At 47.2% G+C, this 20,570-nt stretch carries 16 protein-coding genes; 4 read left to right on the top strand and 12 right to left on the bottom strand.

The annotated features are described in order from the left end of the window. Positions 1–177: 177 nt before the first annotated feature. The 4 genes from JYJ62_RS13455 to JYJ62_RS13440 form a co-directional block, all read right to left on the bottom strand. Entirely contained in the window at positions 178–1,956 is a 1,779-nt protein-coding gene (locus JYJ62_RS13455; RefSeq protein ID WP_205342748.1) for an acyl-CoA dehydrogenase C-terminal domain-containing protein, read from the bottom strand. Between the two features lie 242 nt (positions 1,957–2,198). Then, a complete protein-coding gene (locus JYJ62_RS13450; RefSeq protein WP_205342747.1) occupies positions 2,199–4,004 on the bottom strand; it encodes a phenylacyl-CoA dehydrogenase in 1,806 nt (601 codons plus the stop codon). A 186-nt stretch (positions 4,005–4,190) separates the two neighbouring features. Beyond that, positions 4,191–4,460 carry a hypothetical protein gene (locus JYJ62_RS13445; protein ID WP_205342746.1) on the bottom strand — a complete coding sequence of 90 codons (270 nt, stop codon included), beginning with the start codon at positions 4,458–4,460 and terminating at the stop codon, positions 4,191–4,193. Between the two features lie 87 nt (positions 4,461–4,547). Then, positions 4,548–5,438 carry a LysR family transcriptional regulator gene (locus JYJ62_RS13440; protein ID WP_205342745.1) on the bottom strand — a complete coding sequence of 297 codons (891 nt, stop codon included), beginning with the start codon at positions 5,436–5,438 and terminating at the stop codon, positions 4,548–4,550. Between the two features lie 107 nt (positions 5,439–5,545). On the opposite strand from JYJ62_RS13440, the gene trpB reads away from it, so the two are divergent. Together trpB and trpA are read left to right on the top strand one after the other, a co-directional pair. Further along, complete coding sequence (trpB, locus tag JYJ62_RS13435; RefSeq protein WP_205342744.1) at positions 5,546–6,757, top strand: tryptophan synthase subunit beta; 1,212 nt, start codon at positions 5,546–5,548, stop codon at positions 6,755–6,757. Next, entirely contained in the window at positions 6,754–7,563 is an 810-nt protein-coding gene (gene trpA / locus JYJ62_RS13430; RefSeq protein ID WP_205342743.1) for a tryptophan synthase subunit alpha, read from the top strand. Before trpB ends, trpA begins: the two co-directional genes overlap by 4 nt. 31 nt (positions 7,564–7,594) lie before the next feature. Here trpA and dsbG read toward each other — a convergent pair whose 3' ends face one another. From dsbG to dsbD, 3 genes are read right to left on the bottom strand one after another with little or no spacing between them, the layout of a single operon-like run. Further along, the gene (gene dsbG / locus JYJ62_RS13425; RefSeq protein ID WP_205342742.1) at positions 7,595–8,350 is read right to left on the bottom strand and encodes a thiol:disulfide interchange protein DsbG; all 756 of its coding nucleotides are present in this window, start codon (positions 8,348–8,350) and stop codon (positions 7,595–7,597) included. A 2-nt stretch (positions 8,351–8,352) separates the two neighbouring features. Continuing rightward, positions 8,353–9,183, bottom strand: coding sequence for a TlpA disulfide reductase family protein (locus JYJ62_RS13420; RefSeq protein ID WP_205342741.1), 831 nt, complete (start codon positions 9,181–9,183; stop codon positions 8,353–8,355). Then, positions 9,183–10,913, bottom strand: coding sequence for a protein-disulfide reductase DsbD (dsbD, locus tag JYJ62_RS13415; protein WP_205342740.1), 1,731 nt, complete (start codon positions 10,911–10,913; stop codon positions 9,183–9,185). The genes JYJ62_RS13420 and dsbD overlap by 1 nt, the downstream gene beginning before the upstream one ends. A gap of 156 nt (positions 10,914–11,069) precedes the next feature. On the opposite strand from dsbD, the gene JYJ62_RS13410 reads away from it, so the two are divergent. Both JYJ62_RS13410 and JYJ62_RS13405 read left to right on the top strand, forming a co-directional pair. Beyond that, complete coding sequence (locus tag JYJ62_RS13410; protein ID WP_205342739.1) at positions 11,070–11,741, top strand: response regulator transcription factor; 672 nt, start codon at positions 11,070–11,072, stop codon at positions 11,739–11,741. Next, positions 11,728–13,056 carry a sensor histidine kinase gene (locus tag JYJ62_RS13405; RefSeq protein WP_205342738.1) on the top strand — a complete coding sequence of 443 codons (1,329 nt, stop codon included), beginning with the start codon at positions 11,728–11,730 and terminating at the stop codon, positions 13,054–13,056. The genes JYJ62_RS13410 and JYJ62_RS13405 overlap by 14 nt, the downstream gene beginning before the upstream one ends. A gap of 5 nt (positions 13,057–13,061) precedes the next feature. Here the strand turns inward: JYJ62_RS13405 and pbpG are convergent, their stop codons facing one another. From pbpG to dnaA, 5 genes are all read right to left on the bottom strand, one after another. After that, positions 13,062–13,946, bottom strand: coding sequence for a D-alanyl-D-alanine endopeptidase (pbpG, locus tag JYJ62_RS13400; RefSeq protein ID WP_420042849.1), 885 nt, complete (start codon positions 13,944–13,946; stop codon positions 13,062–13,064). Positions 13,947–14,272: 326 nt separating this feature from the next. Continuing rightward, a complete protein-coding gene (gene gyrB, locus JYJ62_RS13395) occupies positions 14,273–16,693 on the bottom strand; it encodes a DNA topoisomerase (ATP-hydrolyzing) subunit B (RefSeq protein ID WP_205342736.1) in 2,421 nt (806 codons plus the stop codon). Further along, positions 16,690–17,790, bottom strand: coding sequence for a DNA replication/repair protein RecF (gene recF / locus JYJ62_RS13390; RefSeq protein ID WP_205342735.1), 1,101 nt, complete (start codon positions 17,788–17,790; stop codon positions 16,690–16,692). Before recF ends, gyrB begins: the two co-directional genes overlap by 4 nt. Positions 17,791–17,801: 11 nt before the next feature. Next, positions 17,802–18,905 carry a DNA polymerase III subunit beta gene (gene dnaN, locus JYJ62_RS13385; RefSeq protein WP_205342734.1) on the bottom strand — a complete coding sequence of 368 codons (1,104 nt, stop codon included), beginning with the start codon at positions 18,903–18,905 and terminating at the stop codon, positions 17,802–17,804. A gap of 35 nt (positions 18,906–18,940) precedes the next feature. Next, the gene (gene dnaA, locus JYJ62_RS13380) at positions 18,941–20,422 is read right to left on the bottom strand and encodes a chromosomal replication initiator protein DnaA (RefSeq protein ID WP_205342733.1); all 1,482 of its coding nucleotides are present in this window, start codon (positions 20,420–20,422) and stop codon (positions 18,941–18,943) included. Positions 20,423–20,570: the final 148 nt, after the last annotated feature.

Genomic DNA, 20,570 nt, shown 5'->3' with positions numbered 1-20,570 from the left:
CTTGCTATTAGCCATCTTGGCCTTAATCATTGATCCGTAATGATTAACACGTTCCTTCGTAACTCCTTGTGACCTATTCTACTGATTCTGCTTGAGTTGCACAGTGGCTAAATGACCACACGCTTTGTAAGCTTTTGCTTACATGGTCGGTGGCTCCCATATCAATACTCTGTTTTGTTAAAACTGCTCAGCGTTGAGTAAGTACAAGGATTCACTGCCGGCTTTGACCGAGCTGCTGAGTGATTGTGTACGGGGGAGCAATCGAGCAAAGAAGAAGCGCGCTGTGCCCATTTTGCTGGCATAAAAATCATCGTCTTGTTCTTTACCTTGCGCAGCGCGTGCCATTCGCGCCCACATATAAGCATAAGCGGTGTAGCCAAAGACTTGTAAGTATTCAACCGAGGCCGCACCAATTTCATTAGGATTGCTTTTTGCCTCTGCCAGTAACCAAGCGGTCAACTCATCAAGATTCTCAATGGCTGCTTTTAGCGGTGCAGTGAACTCAGCTAAGTCACTTTCTGCATCTGCGATAAAAGCTTTTACTTCATTGGCGAAATGTTGGTAAAAAACGCCACCATTGGCCACAATTTTACGACCCGCTAAATCCAGAGATTGGATACCATTGGTGCCTTCGTAAATTTGCGTGATACGACAGTCTCGAATCAGTTGCTCTTGGCCCCATTCACGAATATAGCCATGTCCGCCAAAGATCTGTTGGCCATGGATTGTCGATTCTAGACCCATATCAGTTAAGAACGCTTTAGCAATAGGCGTGAGTAAAGCCACCAGTTCTTCAGCGCCCTGCCTTATATCGGCCTCTTCACTGTATTTAGCAATATCCAACTGCATCGCGACATAACTGGAAAACGCACGACCGCCCTCATTCAGGGCTTTCATCGTTAACAGCATACGACGCACATCGGGGTGCACGATAATTGGATCCGCTGGTTTATCTGGAGCAACGACGCCGGTTGGCGCACGGCTTTGGATACGATCTTTAGCGTACTCAATGGCACTCTGGTAAGAGCGCTCGCCTAATGCTAAACCTTGAATACCAACGCCGAGGCGCTCGTAGTTCATCATGGTGAACATGGCGGCTAAGCCTTTATTGGGTGCATCAATAATATAGCCAGTGGCGTTATCGAAGTTCATCACGCAGGTAGCAGAACCTTGAATACCCATTTTATGCTCAATCGAGCCGCATGACAGGCTGTTACGCTCACCAAGCGAACCATCATCATTAACCATCACTTTAGGCACTAGAAAAAGTGAAATGCCTTTAGCACCAGCTGGCGCATCAGGTAGTTTGGCCAGTACCAGGTGAATGATATTCTCGGTGAGATCATGTTCTCCGCCGGTGATAAATATTTTGGTACCGCTGACTTTGTAGCTGCCATCCGCTTGAGGTTCTGCTTTAGTGCGAATGATACCTAAATCAGTACCTGCATGCGGTTCAGTCAGGCACATTGAGCCTGCCCAGCTACCGTCATACATTTGTGGTAAATATTTTTCTTTAAGTTCTTCACTGGCATGAGCGTGAATGGATAAGCACGCACCAGCTGTGAGCATTGGGTATAAACCAAATGAGAGGTTGGCTGAGTTGATCATTTCTTCAATTTGCGCGGTGATCATTTTTGGCATGCCCATGCCGCCAAACTGAGGATCACCACCGACACCCACCCAGCCGCCTTCAGCATAGGTTTTATACGCTTCAATAAAGCCTTTAGGTGTTGTTACTACACCATCAGTCCAAGTGCAGCCCTCTTCATCGCCACTGCGATTGGTGGGCGCAATCGATCCTGCAGAAACTTTCCCAGCTTCTTCTAAAATAGCAATAGCGGTTTCGTTATCTACCGTTTCTGCTAATGCGGGTAGTTGTGCCCAAAGCTTACTTGCTTCAAACACTTCATTGAGCACAAAACTCATATCACGTAAAGGTGCTTTATAGTCGGCCATGAGGCATTCCTCTTTATTATTAGCGCCAGTTCAGCTGTGTAACACGACACAACACAAGGCAATCAGCGGGTAAGAAAAGATTGGATTTTTAGTCTACATTAATAAACTTTTAAAACTAATAGGCTCTTTTTATGACTCAAAGGTTCTATTTTAAAGGATAAAAAAACCCGCTGATGAATAGAGCTGAGTTAACAGCTCGCGTCACACAACGGGTTTTATACAGCTTTACTGACTGCTAAGACTTAATAACTCAGAGCAAAATCTTCTTCAGCCATATCCATCAGGTTGCTTGCACCGGATAACATTGCCGCAACGTGTGTACGAGTGCGTGGCAATAGACGTGCAAAGTAGAAACGTGCAGTTTGCAGTTTGGCGCGGTAGAAGGCTTCTTCGTCAGTCCCCGCCGCTAGTTTCTCTGCTGCGACACGGGCGATATCGGCCCAGAAATACGCCAAGCAGGCATAGCCGCAGTACATCAGATAATCAACCGATGCAGCGCCCACCTCTTCGCGGTCTTTCATTGCCGCCATCCCCACTTTCATGGTGATCTCGCCCCACTCTTTGTTCAGCTCAGCCAGTGGTGTAACGAACTCTTGGATTGCTTGGTTATCTTCGTTCGTTTTGCAGAACTTATGCACAATTTTGGTAAAGCCTTTTAGTGCTTCGCCTTGGGTCATCAGAATTTTACGACCTAGCAGGTCAAGCGCTTGGATACCGGTGGTGCCTTCGTACAGCATAGAGATACGGCTGTCGCGAACGTTTTGTTCCATGCCCCACTCTGCGATATAACCATGGCCGCCATAAATTTGCACACCGTGGTTGGCTGCTTCAAAACCAACTTCAGTCATAAAGGCTTTAGCAATTGGCGTTAAGAATGCCAGCATACCATCGGCGGCTTTACGCTCTTCTTCATCTTTACTGCGTTGCATGATGTCAACTTGCTGTGCTGCGTAGTACAGCATCGCACGGTTACCTTCGGTAAACGCCTTCATCGTCAGTAGCATACGACGTACATCAGGGTGCACGATGATTGGGTCAGCAGGCTTGTCCGGTGCTTTTGTACCGGTCAATGAACGCATCTGTAAACGATCACGTGCATATTCAATACCGCCTTGGAAGGCTACTTCAGAGTGCGCCAAACCTTGTAGTGCAGTACCAATACGAGCGGTGTTCATAAAGGTGAACATGCAGTTCAGACCTTTGTTGGCTGGACCAATCAAGAAGCCTTTAGCGCCATCAAAGTTGATCACGCACGTGGCGTTACCATGAATGCCCATTTTGTGTTCAATAGAACCACACTGCACACCGTTGCGCTCACCGACACCGCCTTCAGCGTTGGGTAGAAACTTAGGCACGATAAACAGTGAAATACCTTTGGTACCTTCAGGTGCGCCAGCAATACGAGCGATTACAATATGCACGATATTGTCGGCTAAATCGTGTTCACCCGCAGAGATAAAGATTTTAGTACCGCTGATGCTATAGCTACCGTCTTCTTGAGGCTCCGCTTTAGTACGCAACATACCTAAGTCAGTACCGCAATGTGCTTCAGTTAAGCACATGGTACCGGTCCATTCGCCGGATACCAGTTTGCTCAGGTAGGTGGTTTGTTGTTCTTCAGTACCGTGGGCGTGCAAGGTATTCATCGCACCGTGAGATAGACCTGGATACATACCCCAAGACCAGTTGGCTTGACCGACCATTTCACTAATGGAGATACCCAGTGATTCAGGCAGACCTTGACCACCGTGCTCAGCATCGTGAGCAAGACTCGGCCAGCCACCTTCAACATATTGTTGGTACGCTTCTTTAAATCCTGTCGGTGTTTTCACACCCTCAGCCGACCAAGTACAGCCTTCTGTGTCACCCACGCGGTTGAGCGGAGCAATCACGTTTTCACAGAATTTTGCACCTTCTTCAAGGATGGCACTGACCATATCTGGTGTGGCATCTTCGCAGCCAGGCAGGTTGGCATAATGTTCTGGGTAGCCTAAAAGTTCATCACGAACAAAACGGATATCACGCAAGGGGGCTTTATATTCAGCCATGGCTATCAACCTCTACAGTGGAGACTTTATTATTAAGTTGGCCTATACGGCGTGTAAGTAGGCCTGTTTCTAGCAGCGCAGTAAAATGATTGCGCATGCTGAATCTAATCAAACGACTGTTTGAAAGTTACGGCGCTATCGTATTCTTGTCAAGCGCTGCTCGCTGACTTTATTTAAATTTTTTACTTAAGCTTGAATATCAATCAGCGTGCCGAGTGACTCATCAGCGCTGGACAGCACGCGAGCGCCTAGCTGATTCATTTGCTTAGCTTGTTCAAGCTGTATGAGTTGTTCCGTGAGATGGGGCGTCTGAGTGACTGGCGCGGCGCTTGCTGCAGGAGTGCTGACGGCATTACTGTTAGATTTGGCAATTGCTTGCGCGGCATTGGCCAAATGTTCTTGACTGGTTTTGATGGCGCAGAGTCCCGCTGAGAATAGATTGCTTGAAATCTGCATATTGCCTCCTGCTGCTAACTGAAAATAAAAGTCGATGCAGCGTTTTTTCAGTATAGAACAAAATAGTCTTCTGTGTCGGGTTTGCAATTAAAGGCTGTTGATCAGCCATTGTGCGAGCTGTTGCGCACGTTGTTGGTGCTGGTTTTTTCGAGTCAGTAGCACCAGTTTTGCTGATGTTTCGACAAACCCCCAAGGAGCAATCAAACGACCACTGGCAATATCACTACGGACTAAATGTTCTGGCGCGATGGCGACACCCAATCCAGCTACGGCCGCCTCTAATAAGTAGTAAAGGTGCTCAAAGCCCTGTGCATAACTTAAATCAGTGCTGCTGAGTTGCTGTGCTTGCGTCCATTGTGGCCACGCTTGCGGGCGCGAATGGGTGAACAGTAATGGCTCATCTAATAGTTGTGCGGCCTCTGCCACGCATAGAGTTGCTGCCTGTTGGTAGCGTGGACTCAGAACTGGACCGATGCGTTCAGTATCGAGGATGTAAGCCTGCATCGTGTCAGGACAAGCTTGGTCTAAAAATATCAAACTGGCGTCAGCATCAGGATGCTGCAGGTTGTTGTCATCCCCTGCACTGGTAATCACCTGTAAGCGTAAGTCAGGTAAGTCGCGCTGCAATTGTTCAAGGCGTGGTATCAGCCAGCGTGCCAGTAAGCTGCCTGGGCAAGCCAGAACAAAAGGCGCTTGTTGGGTTTGCTGACGAATATCGAGGCAGGCGTTGTGAATTTGCGAGAGTGCTGCCGTGCTGGCTTCATACAGACGAGCACCGCTATCGGTGAGTTTAATGCCGCGTCCGTGCTTGCTGAGTAAGGCCACACCTAAGTGCTGTTCAAGCTGTTTAACTTGGCGGCTAACGGCACCGTGGGTGACGTGTAACTCTTTAGCTGCCAAGGTAATGCTTTGTAAGCGAGCACTGGCTTCAAATGCCTTTAAGGCGTTGAGCGGTGGTAAGTTAAAAGAATCAGACATGTGAGTTTTCCTAACCTATTGTTGCAATCATATCGCTTTTCGTAGTGAAGGTTATCAGGTAGTTTAGACGGTATAGATATATTTCTAATTTAGTTAGGGAGTGGGTCATGAGTTCTTTTTGTAATAGCCCTGATACGCATGGTTTGTTTGGTGACTTCGGTGGTCAATATGTTGCAGAAACCTTGATGCCGTTGATTCTTGAGTTAGGTCGTGAGTATGAAAAGGCTAAAGATGATCCAGCCTTTAAAGAAGAGTTAGCTTATTTTCAACGGGATTATGTCGGTCGCCCGAGTCCGCTGTATTTCGCCGAACGCTTAACTGAGCATTGTGGCGGTGCTAAAATTTATCTGAAGCGTGAAGAGTTAAACCACACTGGCGCGCATAAGATCAATAACTGTATCGGTCAGATTTTGCTGGCGCGGCGTATGGGCAAAAAACGTATTATTGCTGAAACGGGTGCGGGTATGCATGGCGTGGCTACGGCAACCGTCGCAGCACGTTTTGGTTTGCAGTGCGTGATCTACATGGGTACGACCGATATTCATCGCCAACAAGCTAACGTGTTTCGGATGAAGCTGTTAGGCGCCGAAGTGCGTCCAGTGGTTGCTGGTACCGGTACCCTTAAAGATGCGATGAACGAAGCATTGCGTGACTGGGTGACCAATGTCAACGATACCTATTACTTGATTGGTACCGTGGCCGGTCCGCATCCCTACCCTGCGATGGTGCGAGATTTTCAAGCTGTGATTGGTAAAGAAACGCGCGAGCAACTACAAGCGCAAGAAGGTCGTCTGCCGGATAGCTTAGTGGCTTGTATTGGTGGCGGTTCCAATGCTTTAGGTTTGTTTCATCCTTTCTTGGATGATGCCAGCGTAAAAATTATTGGTGTTGAAGCGGCTGGGCATGGCATTGACAGTGGTGAACATGCGGCCAGTTTGCAAGGTGGTACGCCTGGAGTATTGCACGGTAACCGCACCTATTTGCTACAAGACGATGATGGCCAAATTGTTGATGCCCACTCGATTTCTGCAGGGTTAGATTATCCAGGTATTGGCCCTGAGCATGCGTGGTTACATGATATTGGTCGGGTTGAGTACACTTCTGCTAAAGATGATGAAGCCTTAGCTGCCTTCCATTTATGCTGCAAACTCGAAGGTATTATTCCAGCACTTGAGTCAGCCCATGCGTTAGCTGAAGTGTTTAAGCGTGCCCCACAATTACCTAAAGATCATTTAATGGTGGTGAATTTATCTGGCCGTGGCGATAAAGATATGCAAACGGTGATGCATCACTTTGAGCAACAGGAGCAGTCAGTATGAGCCGTATTCAAGCTTGCTTTGCCGAACTTAAGCAACAAAACCGCGCCGCTTTAGTGACTTTTGTTACGGCAGGTGATCCAGATTACGCGACTGCAATGCGTATTTTTAAAGGCTTACCGGCAGCTGGCGCTGATGTGATTGAGCTGGGTATGCCGTTTACTGATCCGATGGCCGATGGTCCGGCGATTCAGTTGGCTAACATACGCTCGTTAAAAAATGGCCAAACCTTAGCGAAAACTTTGCAAATGGTTGCTGAGTTTCGCCAAGACAACCAGCATACCCCAGTGGTGCTGATGGGCTACTTTAATCCGATTCATCATTATGGTGTGCCGCGTTTTATTGCAGACGCTAAAGCTGCTGGTGTTGATGGTTTGATTATTGTCGACTTACCGCCAGAGCATAACAACGTCTTTTGTGATCCTGCACAAGCGGCCGGCTTAGACTTTATTCGCTTAACTACACCAACCACGGATGATCTGCGCTTACCTACGGTACTCAATAACAGCTCGGGCTTTGTTTATTATGTTTCAGTAGCTGGCGTGACGGGAACAGGTTCGGCAACCATGGAACATATCGAAGAAGCCGTTGCGCGCTTACGTCGTCATACCGAGCTGCCGGTGTGTATTGGTTTTGGTATTCGTACCCCAGAACATGCGGCGAATATTGCTCGTTTAGCCGACGGTGCTGTTGTCGGCTCAGCTTTTGTTGATCTGGTTGAAAAAGCCAGTAATGCTGATGAAGCGGTGAGCGGTGTGCTAACACTATGCCGTGCGATAGCAGACGGTGTTCACTATGCACGTGACTAGTGCACAGTGAACTTTTAACCGCTGTTATGTGTTAAGGACGCGGGCCGAACAGCTCCATAAGCTGTGCGCCCTGCGGTGCACCTGGGTGCATTTGCAGCATACCTGTTGCATCAATATATAAAATAGCAGGTGTGCCGCTGGCGCCAAGCGTTGCCATTAGTTGTTGATTATTTTCCAGTTGCTGAAGTTGTTTCGCTTCAACAACTTTAGCTTCTTCAGCGGGTACTTTACCGCTTTCATTACCTTGCAGTACTGCTCTTGGATCTTTTGCTGCTAGCATAAAAGCAGCTTTCTTTTGACTGTTCTCACCGAGTGTACCCACCATCACGTGGCGTAACTGTATTTTACCTGCATCAACCCATGGACGCGCATCTTGCCATAAGCGTTTGCAGTACGGGCAGTTGGGGTCAGTAAAGACATAGATGATTTTTTCGGCTTTATCAGAACCGTCAGCAATCCAAGCACTATCTTGCAGTTTTCCCCACATCACTTTGCTTTGTGGACGACTGACTTTTTCTTCCAGTATCGTACCGGTTAAATCTTCACCTTTTGCATTGAGTAAGCTGCCAATAATAGCGTGTTGCTTGTCCTCGGTAACATACAGCGCTAAAGGACGACCATTATAGAGGGCGGTATAACCGGTTAAACCACTTGGCGCATCAAAGCGCTCCAGCACTTGTATACCGCGCTCACGCATGGCTTCTACAGGTGCTGGATAATCTTCAGCTTGAGCAATAACAGGTAAGGTCAGTAGAGCCAGAGTCGGTAAAATTTTCTTTAATAGCATGGTTATTCCTCTATATTGACTGGATGAGTTTCTGTACTGATATGGCGTAACGCATGTTTTAAACTGGCATGCGATAGTTCACCTAAATGATTGTTTTTTAATAGCCCGTCGGCACTGTAGAACAGTGTGGTGGGTAAAGATAATGAGCCTATAGCTTGACCGACACGGCCACCACTATCGAGTAAATTATTATCTAAGCTTAGCTGCTGCTGCGCTAAGAATTTCTCCACTAGACGCTGACCTTCTCCTTGATTGATAAAGACAAAGCGGATATCTGGATTGGCCTGTTGCGCTGCAGCCAGTACCGGCATTTCGCGACGGCATGGTGGGCACCAGGTGGCCCATAAATTAATCACCAGTGGCTTACCTGTTAAGTCTTGCAGTAAAACCGGCTCACCAGCAATATCACGCACGGCTAGATCAGGTATTTTTTGACTGCTTTGTAAGGCATTGAGTACTGAAAAACTAGCGCCCCAAACCAGTAGTCCAACGCATACTCCGATTGCTAAAGGTACGCGTAAGGGGGCTTGTCGCCATGCTTTATATATTCCCACTAATACTGCTGCAATAACGCCTGGTAACAATAAAAAACCGCCATCGCGGATATCAATCATTTGCCAAAGGTTACCCGTGTATTGTTGAAAGTATTGCATTATGAATGCTAGGCGTGCCACTAAAACGCCGCTAACTAGCATGCTAAATAAGGCTGACTCGGGGTTACTCCCACGTTTTCTACCGATTAACCAGCCCGTTAGCCATGCAATAAAAAATGCCGCGTAGAGGAGTGCTAAATCTATTGGGATGGCCAAGGGGCCTAAGTTTAAACTCAACATTAACTGTCCTTTTGTGCGCGGGTTAAGTGCTGTAAAAAATCATTAGCAGACACTTCGCCGGTGATACGCTGTGTGCGTTGCTCCGAGCCTTGAGGATCGATAAATAAAATAGTGGGTGGACCCATAATCTGTAAGTCTTGCATAAGCTGTTGTTGCTCTGCAGTGTTTAAGGTCACATCAACTTGTAATACGCGAAAATCAGTTAAAGCTTGTTGAACATTGGTTTTCGAAAATACTGTTTTCTCCATTATTTTACATGAGACACACCAGTCTGCATAAAAATCCAGCAGTACCCATTTTTCGTCTTGTTGGGCTTGATTAAGCTGTTCTTGCAATTGTTTTATATCAGCAAAGCGCTGCATGCTGTGCGAGCTGGATCGCTCACTCGCTTGTACACCAAAATGGGTTAATGGTTGCAGTGGATCATCCCCACCGACTGCTGAGCCTAACAACATCGCACCACTCCAAATTCCTAGTAGTAAGCTAATATAACGGCTAGAAAAACGCCAAGTCGGTCGTTCAATATTGCCAACCTGTACCGCAATCGCAAGGAGCCAAGCGCCCCATAACGCTAAAAAGACTGGGCCGATTACAATCGGACGGACAACAATAATAGCAGTGGCTAATAATGCGTAGCCAAACACACGGTTAACGCTTTGCATCCAATGACCGGGCTTGGGTAACCAGCGCATACCGATACTAATAGCCAACAATAACGGTAAGCCACTCCCTAGGCCGAGTGAAAATAAAGCTAAACCTCCACGGACACCGTCACCACTTTGGGCGATATAGAGTAATGCTCCAGCCAGGGGTGCAGTCATGCAGGGGCCGACCAGTAAAGCTGATACTGCACCTAAACTGGCTGCACCGACTAAGCTGCCGCCTTCAAGCTTTTGATCCGCGCCTTGCAAGCGTTCGCGGATAAATGCTGGCAGTTGTAAGGTGAAGACACCGAACTGCGCCAGTGCTAAGAGAATAAAAACACCAGCAAAAGGGATTAATAACCACGGTTGTTGCAGTGCTGCGGAGAGGTTATTGCCGAGACTGGCAGCGACTACACCCAGTGCTGCATAAACCAGCGCCATGGGTAGAATAAAGGCCAACCCTAAACGTGCGCCCTGCCAACCACCACTTTTTGAGCCGCTGATGACGCTGGTTAAGATTGGCAACATCGGTAGCATGCATGGAGTAAAGGCCAGTAACAGACCCATCATAAAGAAGACGGCCATATTCAGCAGCAGTCCTGAGCCGGCTAAGCGCTCAGCAATCGATTGATCTTCAGCTAATACTGCATTTGACGATGCTATGGATCCACTGCTATCGCCTGCGAGGGCTTCACCGCCGACTGTGACTGTTTGCGGCGGATAACATAAGCCAGCATCTGCACAACCTTGCCAGGTCACTTGTAAAGGCTGCTGAGCTTGTTGATCTAAAGGTAGCTGAAGAAGTTGCCGATACACTTGAGTCTCGCCAAAAAACTCATCGGAATGCTCAATACCTTGAGGGTACTCAATAGGCAGTGCTTGGCCATTCGCGTCGGTGACGGTAACTTTATCTTTATACAAATAATGCTTATCAGCAATCTGCCAAACTAAAACATTGGGTTCAACATCGTCCATGTATTCAAAGCGAAAGGCTTCTTCAACGGCTAAGAAATCCTGCTGATTACTGGTAAAGGCTTGGGTTACGCTACTGAACAATAGCAGTAAGGCAATAAACATAGAGCGCATAGGTGTTCTTCCTATTAGATTTGTTGCCACTATGCGCTGACTCTATTAAGACAGCATTAACAGTTAAGATCGGCTTAAAGTGTTGTAGGCTGTTGATACTGCGCTATTGTGCGGTGTAGCGTTATTGTTTTGTTTCTCTTGAAGGTTGACTGAGTTATGCATGTTTTGTTGGTCGAAGATGATTTTTTAATTGCCCAAGGCGTGCTGGCCGGTTTGCAGCTACAAGGCTTTACAGTGGATCATATGGAGCATGCTGCCGCCGCTGAACAAGCGCTGCAGCTAGGGCATTTTGATGCCATGATTCTAGACCTTGGCTTACCGGATGAAGATGGCTTGCAGTTATTAACCCGCATGCGCAGTCAGGGTAAAGACTTGCCTGTGTTGATTTTAAGTGCGCGTGATTCAGTACTGCAACGGGTCGCAGGCTTGCAAGCGGGCGCTGATGATTATCTGTTGAAGCCCTTTGATTTACGTGAGTTGGCTGCCCGTTTACACAGTTTGTTAAGACGTAGCAGTGGCCGTAGTACGCATCTGATTGAGCATCATGGCTTGACCTTTGATCCGAGCACGCGAGAAGTGACTTTGCATGATCAGGAGGTGAGCCTATCTCGGCGTGAACAGGCGTTACTGGCTGCATTACTACAAAATCCGGGGCATATTTTAAGTGCTGAACAATTGCAAGACAGTCTTTATGGGCTAGGCGATGGCGTCGAGAGTAATGCCATTAATGTGCATATTTATAATCTGCGCCGTAAATTAGGCAGTGATGTCGTGAAAACTGTACGTGGCTTAGGCTACCGAATCGGAGTGCCGCATGAGCCTGCGTAATCGATTGTTATTGATCCTCGGCGGCACGTTCATTTTATTATGGAGCTTGGCGGCTGTATGGCTGCTCGGTGACTTGCGCCGCGAAGTCACTGTGGCCTTGGACGAACGCCTCGCCTCCTCTGCACGTATGGTGGCCGGTCTCTTAGAGCAGTTGCCGCAGCCATTGCCACCTCATAATACCAATCGATTGAGCGTTGTTGAATTGGGTTTACAAAGTGGCTTGGTGTGCCAAGTGCGCTCTTTACGAGGCGAAGTTTTAGTACGTACTCCCAATACTCCACAGGCCACGCTAGCTGAGCATGGAGTGGGCTTTCATGAGGTCAGTATTGGCAATGAGCGTTGGCGCAGTTTTACTTTAAAACGTCAGCACTTATGGGTGACGACTGCTGACCGCGTTGATGAGCGAGAAACCCTCCAATCGGCTATTTTAATAGCGGCTGCTTTGCCTGTTGCCTTAGCCCTACTTGGTAGCTTAGTGCTGATTTGGTTTGGTATTGGTCGTGGTCTATCACCGCTGCAAAGCTTGCGTTCTGTGTTAGCACAACGTGATGCAGAGGATTTGCAACCGGTCTATGTACGACGTTTACCTAAAGATTTACAACCTTTAGTGGCCACTCTGAATCAACTGTTTGCTAGAATTTCTGCTGCATTGGAACGTGAAAGACGTTTTACCAATGATGCTGCACATGAGTTGCGTACCCCTTTAACCGCCGTGAAGACGCATTTACAAGTCGCACAAATGAGTTCTGGGGATATGGCTCAACATGCTTTACAGCAAGCAGAAAAGGCTGTGGATAGAATGCAAAGTAGCCTTGAACAGTTGTTATTATTGGCCCGCGTTGAAAGTGCGCAAGATTTTGATAAGGATGGTCAAGTCAGTGCGCAGAGCTTAGCTCGGCATGCTTTAGCTGATTTAATCGCTGTGCCAGGCTATCAGCGTATTGACGTCGTTAATGAGTTAACTGATGAAGTGTACGTGGCAGTACCGGAATCGTTGGCGGTGGCATCGTTGCGTAACTTATTGGATAACGCTTTGCGCTATAGCCCAGCAGAGAGCCGTGTTGAGTTGTATATGGCGATGGATCAACAGCGTTTGTTGTTACGGGTTCGCGATGCTGGCGCAGGTTTATCGGTTACGCAGATTGAACAGGCTAAACAACGCTTTTGGCGCACGGCAAATGCACACAGTGGCAGCGGCTTAGGTTTGGCGATCGTACAAGCAGTGACTGAACGCTATGGTGGAGAGCTGCGCTTGCAAGCGGTCCCCACCGGCGGTTTAGATGCGTTACTTTATTTGCCTCTAGGTCAGAGGTAAGCCTGTTATTGACTGGCTAAGGTTTGTTGGCGTTCTTGTTGCTTCGCTTTTTTATAGCTGAGTGCCGCGGCTGGTACTGGCGTAATGGCGCCCGTTTCTAGCCATTTTTTTAGACGGTTGGCATCCGCCATGTGGGTATATTTACCAAAGGCGTCGAGTACGACGAACGCGACTGGACGCTTATTCATTTCTGTACTCATCACCAAGCAATGCCCTGCACTGTTAGTGAAGCCAGTTTTACTCAGTTGAATATTCCAGTTGTCTTTACGCACCAAGGCATTGGTGTTACGAAAGCCTAAGGTGTAATTAGGCTTGCTAAAGGCCACGGTTTTTTCACCCAGGGTGCTAAATTGACGAATCAATGGATAACCTTGCGCCGCTTTAATCATCAGCACTAAGTCATGTGCGCTCGATACGTTCTTTTCTGAGAGTCCAGTAGGTTCAACAAAGCGCGTGTTATACATGCCCAGCGCTTGAGCTTTGGCATTCATAGCCTGAATAAAGGCCGTGTGACCACCGCTATAGTGATGAGCCAGGCTCGCTGCAGCACGGTTTTCTGAGGACATTAAGGTAATCAGTAAGACGTCATGGCGGCTGAGTTCACTGCCAAGACGGACTCGTGAAAACACACCCTGCATTTCTTTGGTGTCTTTAATAACGATAGACAGTTTTTCATCGAGTGATTGTTTGGCATCAAGAGCGACCATCGCTGTCATCAGTTTAGTGACTGAGGCAATGGGCGCAACAAAATTAGGATTGCTGGAGTAAAGAACCTCATTGGTTTTTAAGTCCATTAACAACGCACTGCCTGCGGCAAGATCTTGTTGTGCGCTGGTTTTAATCGGTGCATTGGCTGCATAGGTTTGGCCAACAATGACACAGGTGGCCAATAATCCTGCTTTAATCAGATTAGAAATATTCACAGATGATACTCAAATAAAATAGTTTTACGCTGTGATGCGTAGGATGCCTGCCTTCCTTGCAGTTAAGAGAACCTAGACAGTATATTGGCACAATAAATTCACAGAACCTTAGATAAGGGTGCTGTTTTTCATTACAAGATATGAATAGATTGTGGGTGATTACAGGCTGCTTTTAATATTCAACGCAGTATATATGAACAATGAATCGCGAGGGATAGAGACTGTAGCGTTGTCTTGTACAGATAAAGCATAAAGCCGCCGCACCCATTGCAGGCACGGCGGTTTAGCTTAGATTAGAAGTCTAAGTTAGAGACTGCTAAAGCGTTTTCTTCAATAAAGGCACGACGAGGCTCAACATGATCCCCCATCAGTGTATTGAAAATCTGATCCGCAGCAATCGCATCATCAATAGTCACTTGCAGCATACGACGCTGGCTTGGGTCCATGGTAGTTTCCCATAGTTGATCAGGGTTCATCTCACCTAGACCTTTATAGCGCTGTACACCTAGACGGCGGCTGCCTTCGGCAAGTAACCAATCCAAGGCTTCCTTAAAGGTGTTGACCGGTTGTTTACGCTCACCGCGCAATGCATAAGCATCATCTTCGAGTAAGTTATTCAACTTATTGCCAAGCTCAGTCACGGTGCGGTAGTCGTTACTGGAGTAGAAATCATGATTAAACAGAATATGGTTGGTTAAACCATGCGCTTTAATTTGGATTTCTGGTAGCCAGTAGTTTCTTTCGCTGTCGTGACGTAGACCGACGGTATACACCTCTCCCGATTTTTCCACGGATGACATGCGTGTTTGCAATGCGTCTAACCATGCTTGCATGGCCACTTTATCGCTTAACTGCTCAGGCTCAACGCGCGGCAGATAAATAAAGTGCTCAGTGATTTCTTTCGGGTACAAGCGTGACAGGCGATCTAGGGTTTTCAGTACTGAGCGGTACTCATGCACCAGTTCCTCTAATGCTGCACCTGATAAACCCGGAGCACTGGCATTGACATGCAAGCTGGCGTCTTCCAGTGCTGCATTAGTGAGGTACTCTTCCATCGCCTCATCGTCTTTAATATATTGCTCTTGCTTACCACGTTTAACTTTATACAGTGGAGGTTGAGCAATATAAATATAGCCGCGCTCAATCAGTTCTGGCAGTTGACGGAAGAAGAAGGTCAGCAGCAGTGTACGAATGTGAGAACCATCCACGTCAGCATCGGTCATGATAATAATATTGTGATAGCGCAGTTTATCGATATTGTACTCATCACGGCCAATACCACAGCCGAGAGCAGTGATTAACGTACCGACTTCTTGCGATGAAATCATCTTATCGAAACGCGCTTTTTCAACGTTAAGGATTTTACCTTTGAGCGGTAAGATGGCTTGGGTTTTACGGTTACGTCCCTGCTTGGCTGAACCGCCAGCAGAGTCCCCTTCCACAATATAAAGTTCAGACAATGCAGGGTCTTTCTCTTGGCAATCGGCGAGCTTACCAGGTAGGCCTGCAATATCCAGAGCACCTTTACGACGCGTCATCTCTCGAGCTTTACGAGCCGCTTCACGCGCGCGCGCTGCGTCAATCATTTTGCCGACAATCGCTCTAGCTTCACCGGGATTTTCTAACAAATAATCAGCTAAATATTTGCCCATTTCTTGCTCAACCGCAGTTTTCACTTCTGAAGAAACCAGTTTGTCTTTGGTTTGCGAGCTGAATTTAGGATCAGGTACTTTGACTGAAATAATTGCAGTTAAGCCTTCGCGAGCATCATCACCGGTGGTGCTGACTTTGTCTTTTTTACCTAAACCTTCGGCTTCGATATAGTTGTTTAGGTGGCGTGTCAGTGCTGTACGGAAACCTACTAAGTGGGCTCCGCCATCACGTTGAGGAATATTGTTAGTGAAACACTGGAGGTTTTCATTAAAGCCATCGTTCCACTGCATTGCAACTTCAACACCAATGCCATCTTCTTCACGTTGCATGGAAAAGTGAAATATTTTATTCACGGTGGTTTTGTTGGTGTTTAGGTATTCAACAAAGGCTTTTAGACCGCCTTCATATTGGAATAACTCTTCCTTACCGGTGCGCTCATCTTTTAAATGAATACCAACACCTGAGTTAAGAAATGATAGTTCGCGTAAACGTTTAGCTAGAATTTCCCAGCTGAACTGAATATTGGCAAAGGTCTCTGGTGACGGCTTGAAATGAATACGAGTACCGGTTGCCGTGGTGTCGCCAATCGCAGTCATAGGCGCTTGTGGCACACCGTGGTGATAGGTTTGCTCCCAGACTTTGCCTTGACGGCGAATGGTCATAATCAGCACACGCGATAGTGCGTTAACCACAGAAATACCGACACCGTGTAATCCGCCAGATACTTTATAGCTGTTATCGTCAAACTTACCGCCAGCGTGCAGTATCGTCATAATCACTTCTGCGGCAGATACCCCTTCTTCTTTATGGATATCGACAGGAATGCCGCGACCATTGTCCTGTACGGTGATGGATTCGTCAGGGTGAATGGTAATAGTGATCTCATCGCAATGGCCCGCTAAGGCCTCGTCGATGGAGTTGTCCACGGCTTCAAAAACCATGTGGTGCAGCCCTGTGCCGTCATCAGTATCTCCGATATACATGCCAGGGCGTTTGCGTACTGCATCCAGGCCCTTAAGGACTTTAATACTACTGGAATCGTACGATTGTTCTTCGCTCATGCGGTCACTCCCGATGGTGTAATTTGGCCTTGTTCCACGTGGAACAAAGAGACTGGCGTATCCGTTCGCCAACCCGAACTCATTAATTGTTTATCTACGCAGGTGATAAACACCTGACACTCTAAATCATCTAACAGTTGGCATAATGCTAAACGATGTTGCTCATCCAACTCTGAAGGCAAGTCATCGACAAGGTAGATACACTCGTTGCGTCTAGCTTGAGAGAGCAAGTAGCCTTGAGCAATTCGTAACGCACAGATAACTAACTTCTGCTGCCCTCTTGAAAGAATATCGACAGCATTGTTTTTGTCTATACGAACTCTAAGATCTGCGCGCTGTGGTCCTGCTTGTGTGTAGCCCAGTGTTCGATCACGATCGATATTTTTATTGAGCACTTCTTGTAAATCATTGGTTTTATCCCAGCCTCGAAAATAACTCAATGTTAAACCTGGGAGATCGAGTAGTTTGGCCAGCGTCTCTTCAAAGACAGGTTTTAACTTAACAATATAGGCACGACGTAACTGATCAATTTCATTACTGGCAAGACAGAGTTCGTGATCCCATGCGGCGATAATAGATTTGTCCATTATACCATGACGCAGGCATGAGTTTCTTTGTCTTAGGCTCGTCTGTAAGCGTTGCCATGCTGAAATAAACTGATGTTCCACGTGGAACACCCCCCAGTCTAAGAACTGTCGGCGTATTTTTGGTGCGCCTTCCAGTAAGCGGAAACTATCTGGGTTAATCAGTTGTAAAGGCAGTAGCTGAGCCAGCTGTGCTGCGCTACGAGCGTTTTGACCATCAATACGGATGCGTAGCTCCGACTGTCGATCACGACTGATGCCGAGGTTACTTTGACTGCCATCGTTGTGATTGATTTGAGCAAAGACAGTACAGCTACTTTGTTCGTACTGAATCATCGGCTGTAGGCGTGTGCTGCGAAAAGAACGCGCCATGGCTAATAGATGAATGGCTTCGAGTACGCTAGTTTTGCCGCTGCCATTGTCGCCGTAGAGAATATTAATGCGCGGGGATGTGATCAAGGTCACCGGCAACAGGTTACGGATGCCGGTGATTTGTAGCTGGCTGATCGCCATGCTAAGGGCAACTACAGACGCATGGGCATAACAACATAAGATGCACCGTCGTTGTCAGCCTCTTGAATCAGTGCGCTACTATTGGAGTCAGATAAAACAATACTGATTTGTTCAGACGAAGTGGCGCTGAGCACGTCAAGTAGATAGGTGACGTTAAAACCAATTTCCAAGGCCTCGCCAGTGTAATCAACCGTTACTTCATCTTCGGCAACTTCTTGCTCAGGGTTGTTTGCTTGGATTTTTAACAACCCTGATTCCAGCTGCCAACGAATACCGCGGTATTTTTCATTGGATAAGATAGAGGCACGATTCAAGGCTTCACGTAAATTTTGGCGATCAGCTATGACTGTTTTATCGCCACCGCGCGGTAGTACACGCTCGTAATCAGGGAACTTACCATCGACCAGTTTAGATATAAATGTGAACTCAGCGGTTGTTGCGCGAATATAGTTGCTACCGAACACCACTGTTACTTCAGCGCTTTCTTCCGTCATCAGTCGTGCCAGCTCGAGTACACCTTTACGCGGAACAATCACTTGGTGCTGGATACTGTCCATAATTTGCGCAGGAACTGAACACAGAGCTAAACGGTGACCGTCTGTAGCAACGGCCCTTAGCTGACCTTGTTTCGCTTCAAGTAGCAGGCCATTTAAATAATAACGCACATCTTGTTGTGCCATAGCAAAACTGGTGCGTTCAATTAAACGACGGACATGACCCTGCTCTAAAGTGAAGGTCAATGAACCTGCGCTTTCTTCTGAAGAGGGGAAGTCAGAGGCCGGAAGAGTGGTTAACGTAAAGCGGCTGCGGCCGGCTTTAATTAACACTTTTTGCTCGTCTACCTTAAAGTCAATTAAAGCATCAGCCGGTAAGTTCTTGCAGATATCCATAAGTTTACGCGCTGGTACGGTAATTTCCCCAGATTGAGCAGGCTCGTCTAGGGTGATTCGCGCGACCAGTTCGACTTCGGTGTCTGTACCTGTCATGGATAGATTTTGGCCTTCGATGACCAGCAGTACGTTGGATAACACAGGCATAGTTTGCTTGCGTTCAACAACACCGGCCACCAGTTGCAGCGGTTTTAACAAAGCTTCGCGTTGGATGGTGAAGTGCATGGTTAGATCCTTGCTTAAATTTGCTGATACTGCGGTTAGGTAGTTAACGTGCGCAGTAGGTTTTTATAGTCTTCGCGAATATCTGCATCGGTTTCGCTAAGCTCGGCAATTTTGCGGCAAGCGTGCAAAACCGTTGTATGGTCTCGACCACCAAATGCGTCACCAATCTCAGGTAAGCTGTGATTGGTAATTTCTTTGGCTAACGCCATCGCCACCTGGCGAGGACGGGCGACCGAGCGTGAACGGCGCTTGGATAAAATATCTGAAATTTTAATTTTATAGTACTCAGCAACGGTGCGCTGAATATTGTCAATACTGACCAATTTGTCTTGTAGAGCTAACAGGTCTTTGAGTGATTCTCGAATCAGTTCTACGGTGATTGGCTCATTGGTGAAGTGTGAATGAGCAATCACCCGCTTTAAAGCGCCTTCTAGCTCGCGCACGTTGGAGCGGATACGTTGAGCAATAAAGAACGCGCAGTCATGTGAGAGTTGTACCCTGCTCTGTTCGGCTTTTTTCATCAAAATTGCCACACGCGTTTCTAACTCTGGCGGCTCAACGGCAACGGTGAGACCCCAACCAAAGCGTGATTTCAAGCGCTCTTCTAGCCCATCAATTTCTTTTGGATAGCGATCGCTGGTTAAAATAACCTGCTGATTACCTTCAAGTAGTGCGTTAAAGGTATGGAAAAATTCTTCTTGCGAGCGCTCTTTTTTGGCAAAAAACTGAATATCATCAATCAATAGGGCATCAACAGAGCGATAATAGTTTTTAAACTCATTAATCGCATTGTTTTGTAAGGCGCGAACCATATCGGCGACAAAACGCTCAGAGTGCAAGTAAATCACTTTAGCGTTAGGATTTTTCTGTAGTAAATGATTGCCAACTGCATGCATTAAGTGCGTTTTACCTAAACCGACACCACCGTATAAAAATAGTGGGTTGTAGCCATGCTTTGGGTTATCAGCCACTTGCCATGCGGCGGCACGTGCCAATTGGTTGGATTTGCCTTCAACAAAGCTATCAAAGGTAAAGGAACGGTTTAAGGCACTAACATGCTTAATAGCGCCCTTTACTGCTGTAGCAGGCTCTACGCTAACTCTTGGTGGCGGATTACTGCTGGGTACTGACATTATCGGCACAGGCGCTGCGGGCGCTTCAGTGACAACAGGATGTATCGGTAAATGTGTCTGGAACGGCTCCTGAGTACTCACAGGTGCGCTCACTGCAGGTGCTGAGCTGACCGGCGTGTTGCTGCTGGTGCGTGTCTTAGCCTTACTACCAATAAGTAGCGAAATAGAGGGCGCGTTACCATTATTACGCTCGGCCATCAGTTCGAGTAGACGGTTGATATATTTATCGTTGACCCAATCTAATACAAAGCGGTTCGGTGCAAAAATATGCAGCTCATCACCGACGGCTTCAACTTGTAATGGACGGATCCAGGTGTTGAAATGCTGAGCAGGCAGTTCATCGCGTAAAAAATCGACAGACTGTAGCCAAAGTTCGACAGACACAGAGATCCCTCAAGTAAAACATAGAAGTTACGATCTGCTATTGTAGCTGTCAGAGGAAAAGTTATCCACAGGGCCAATAAAAATAGCTGTCTGTTTATTGGTGATGCACACCCTCGCGCACAGCTCCACTAGTCAATATTAAAAAGAC

This window comes from Denitrificimonas caeni (genome assembly GCF_905120345.1).
Lineage (GTDB): Bacteria > Pseudomonadota > Gammaproteobacteria > Pseudomonadales > Pseudomonadaceae > Denitrificimonas > Denitrificimonas caeni_A.
The sequence above is the reverse complement of the archived record's forward strand: the minus strand, read 5'-3'. Positions and strand labels throughout refer to the sequence as shown.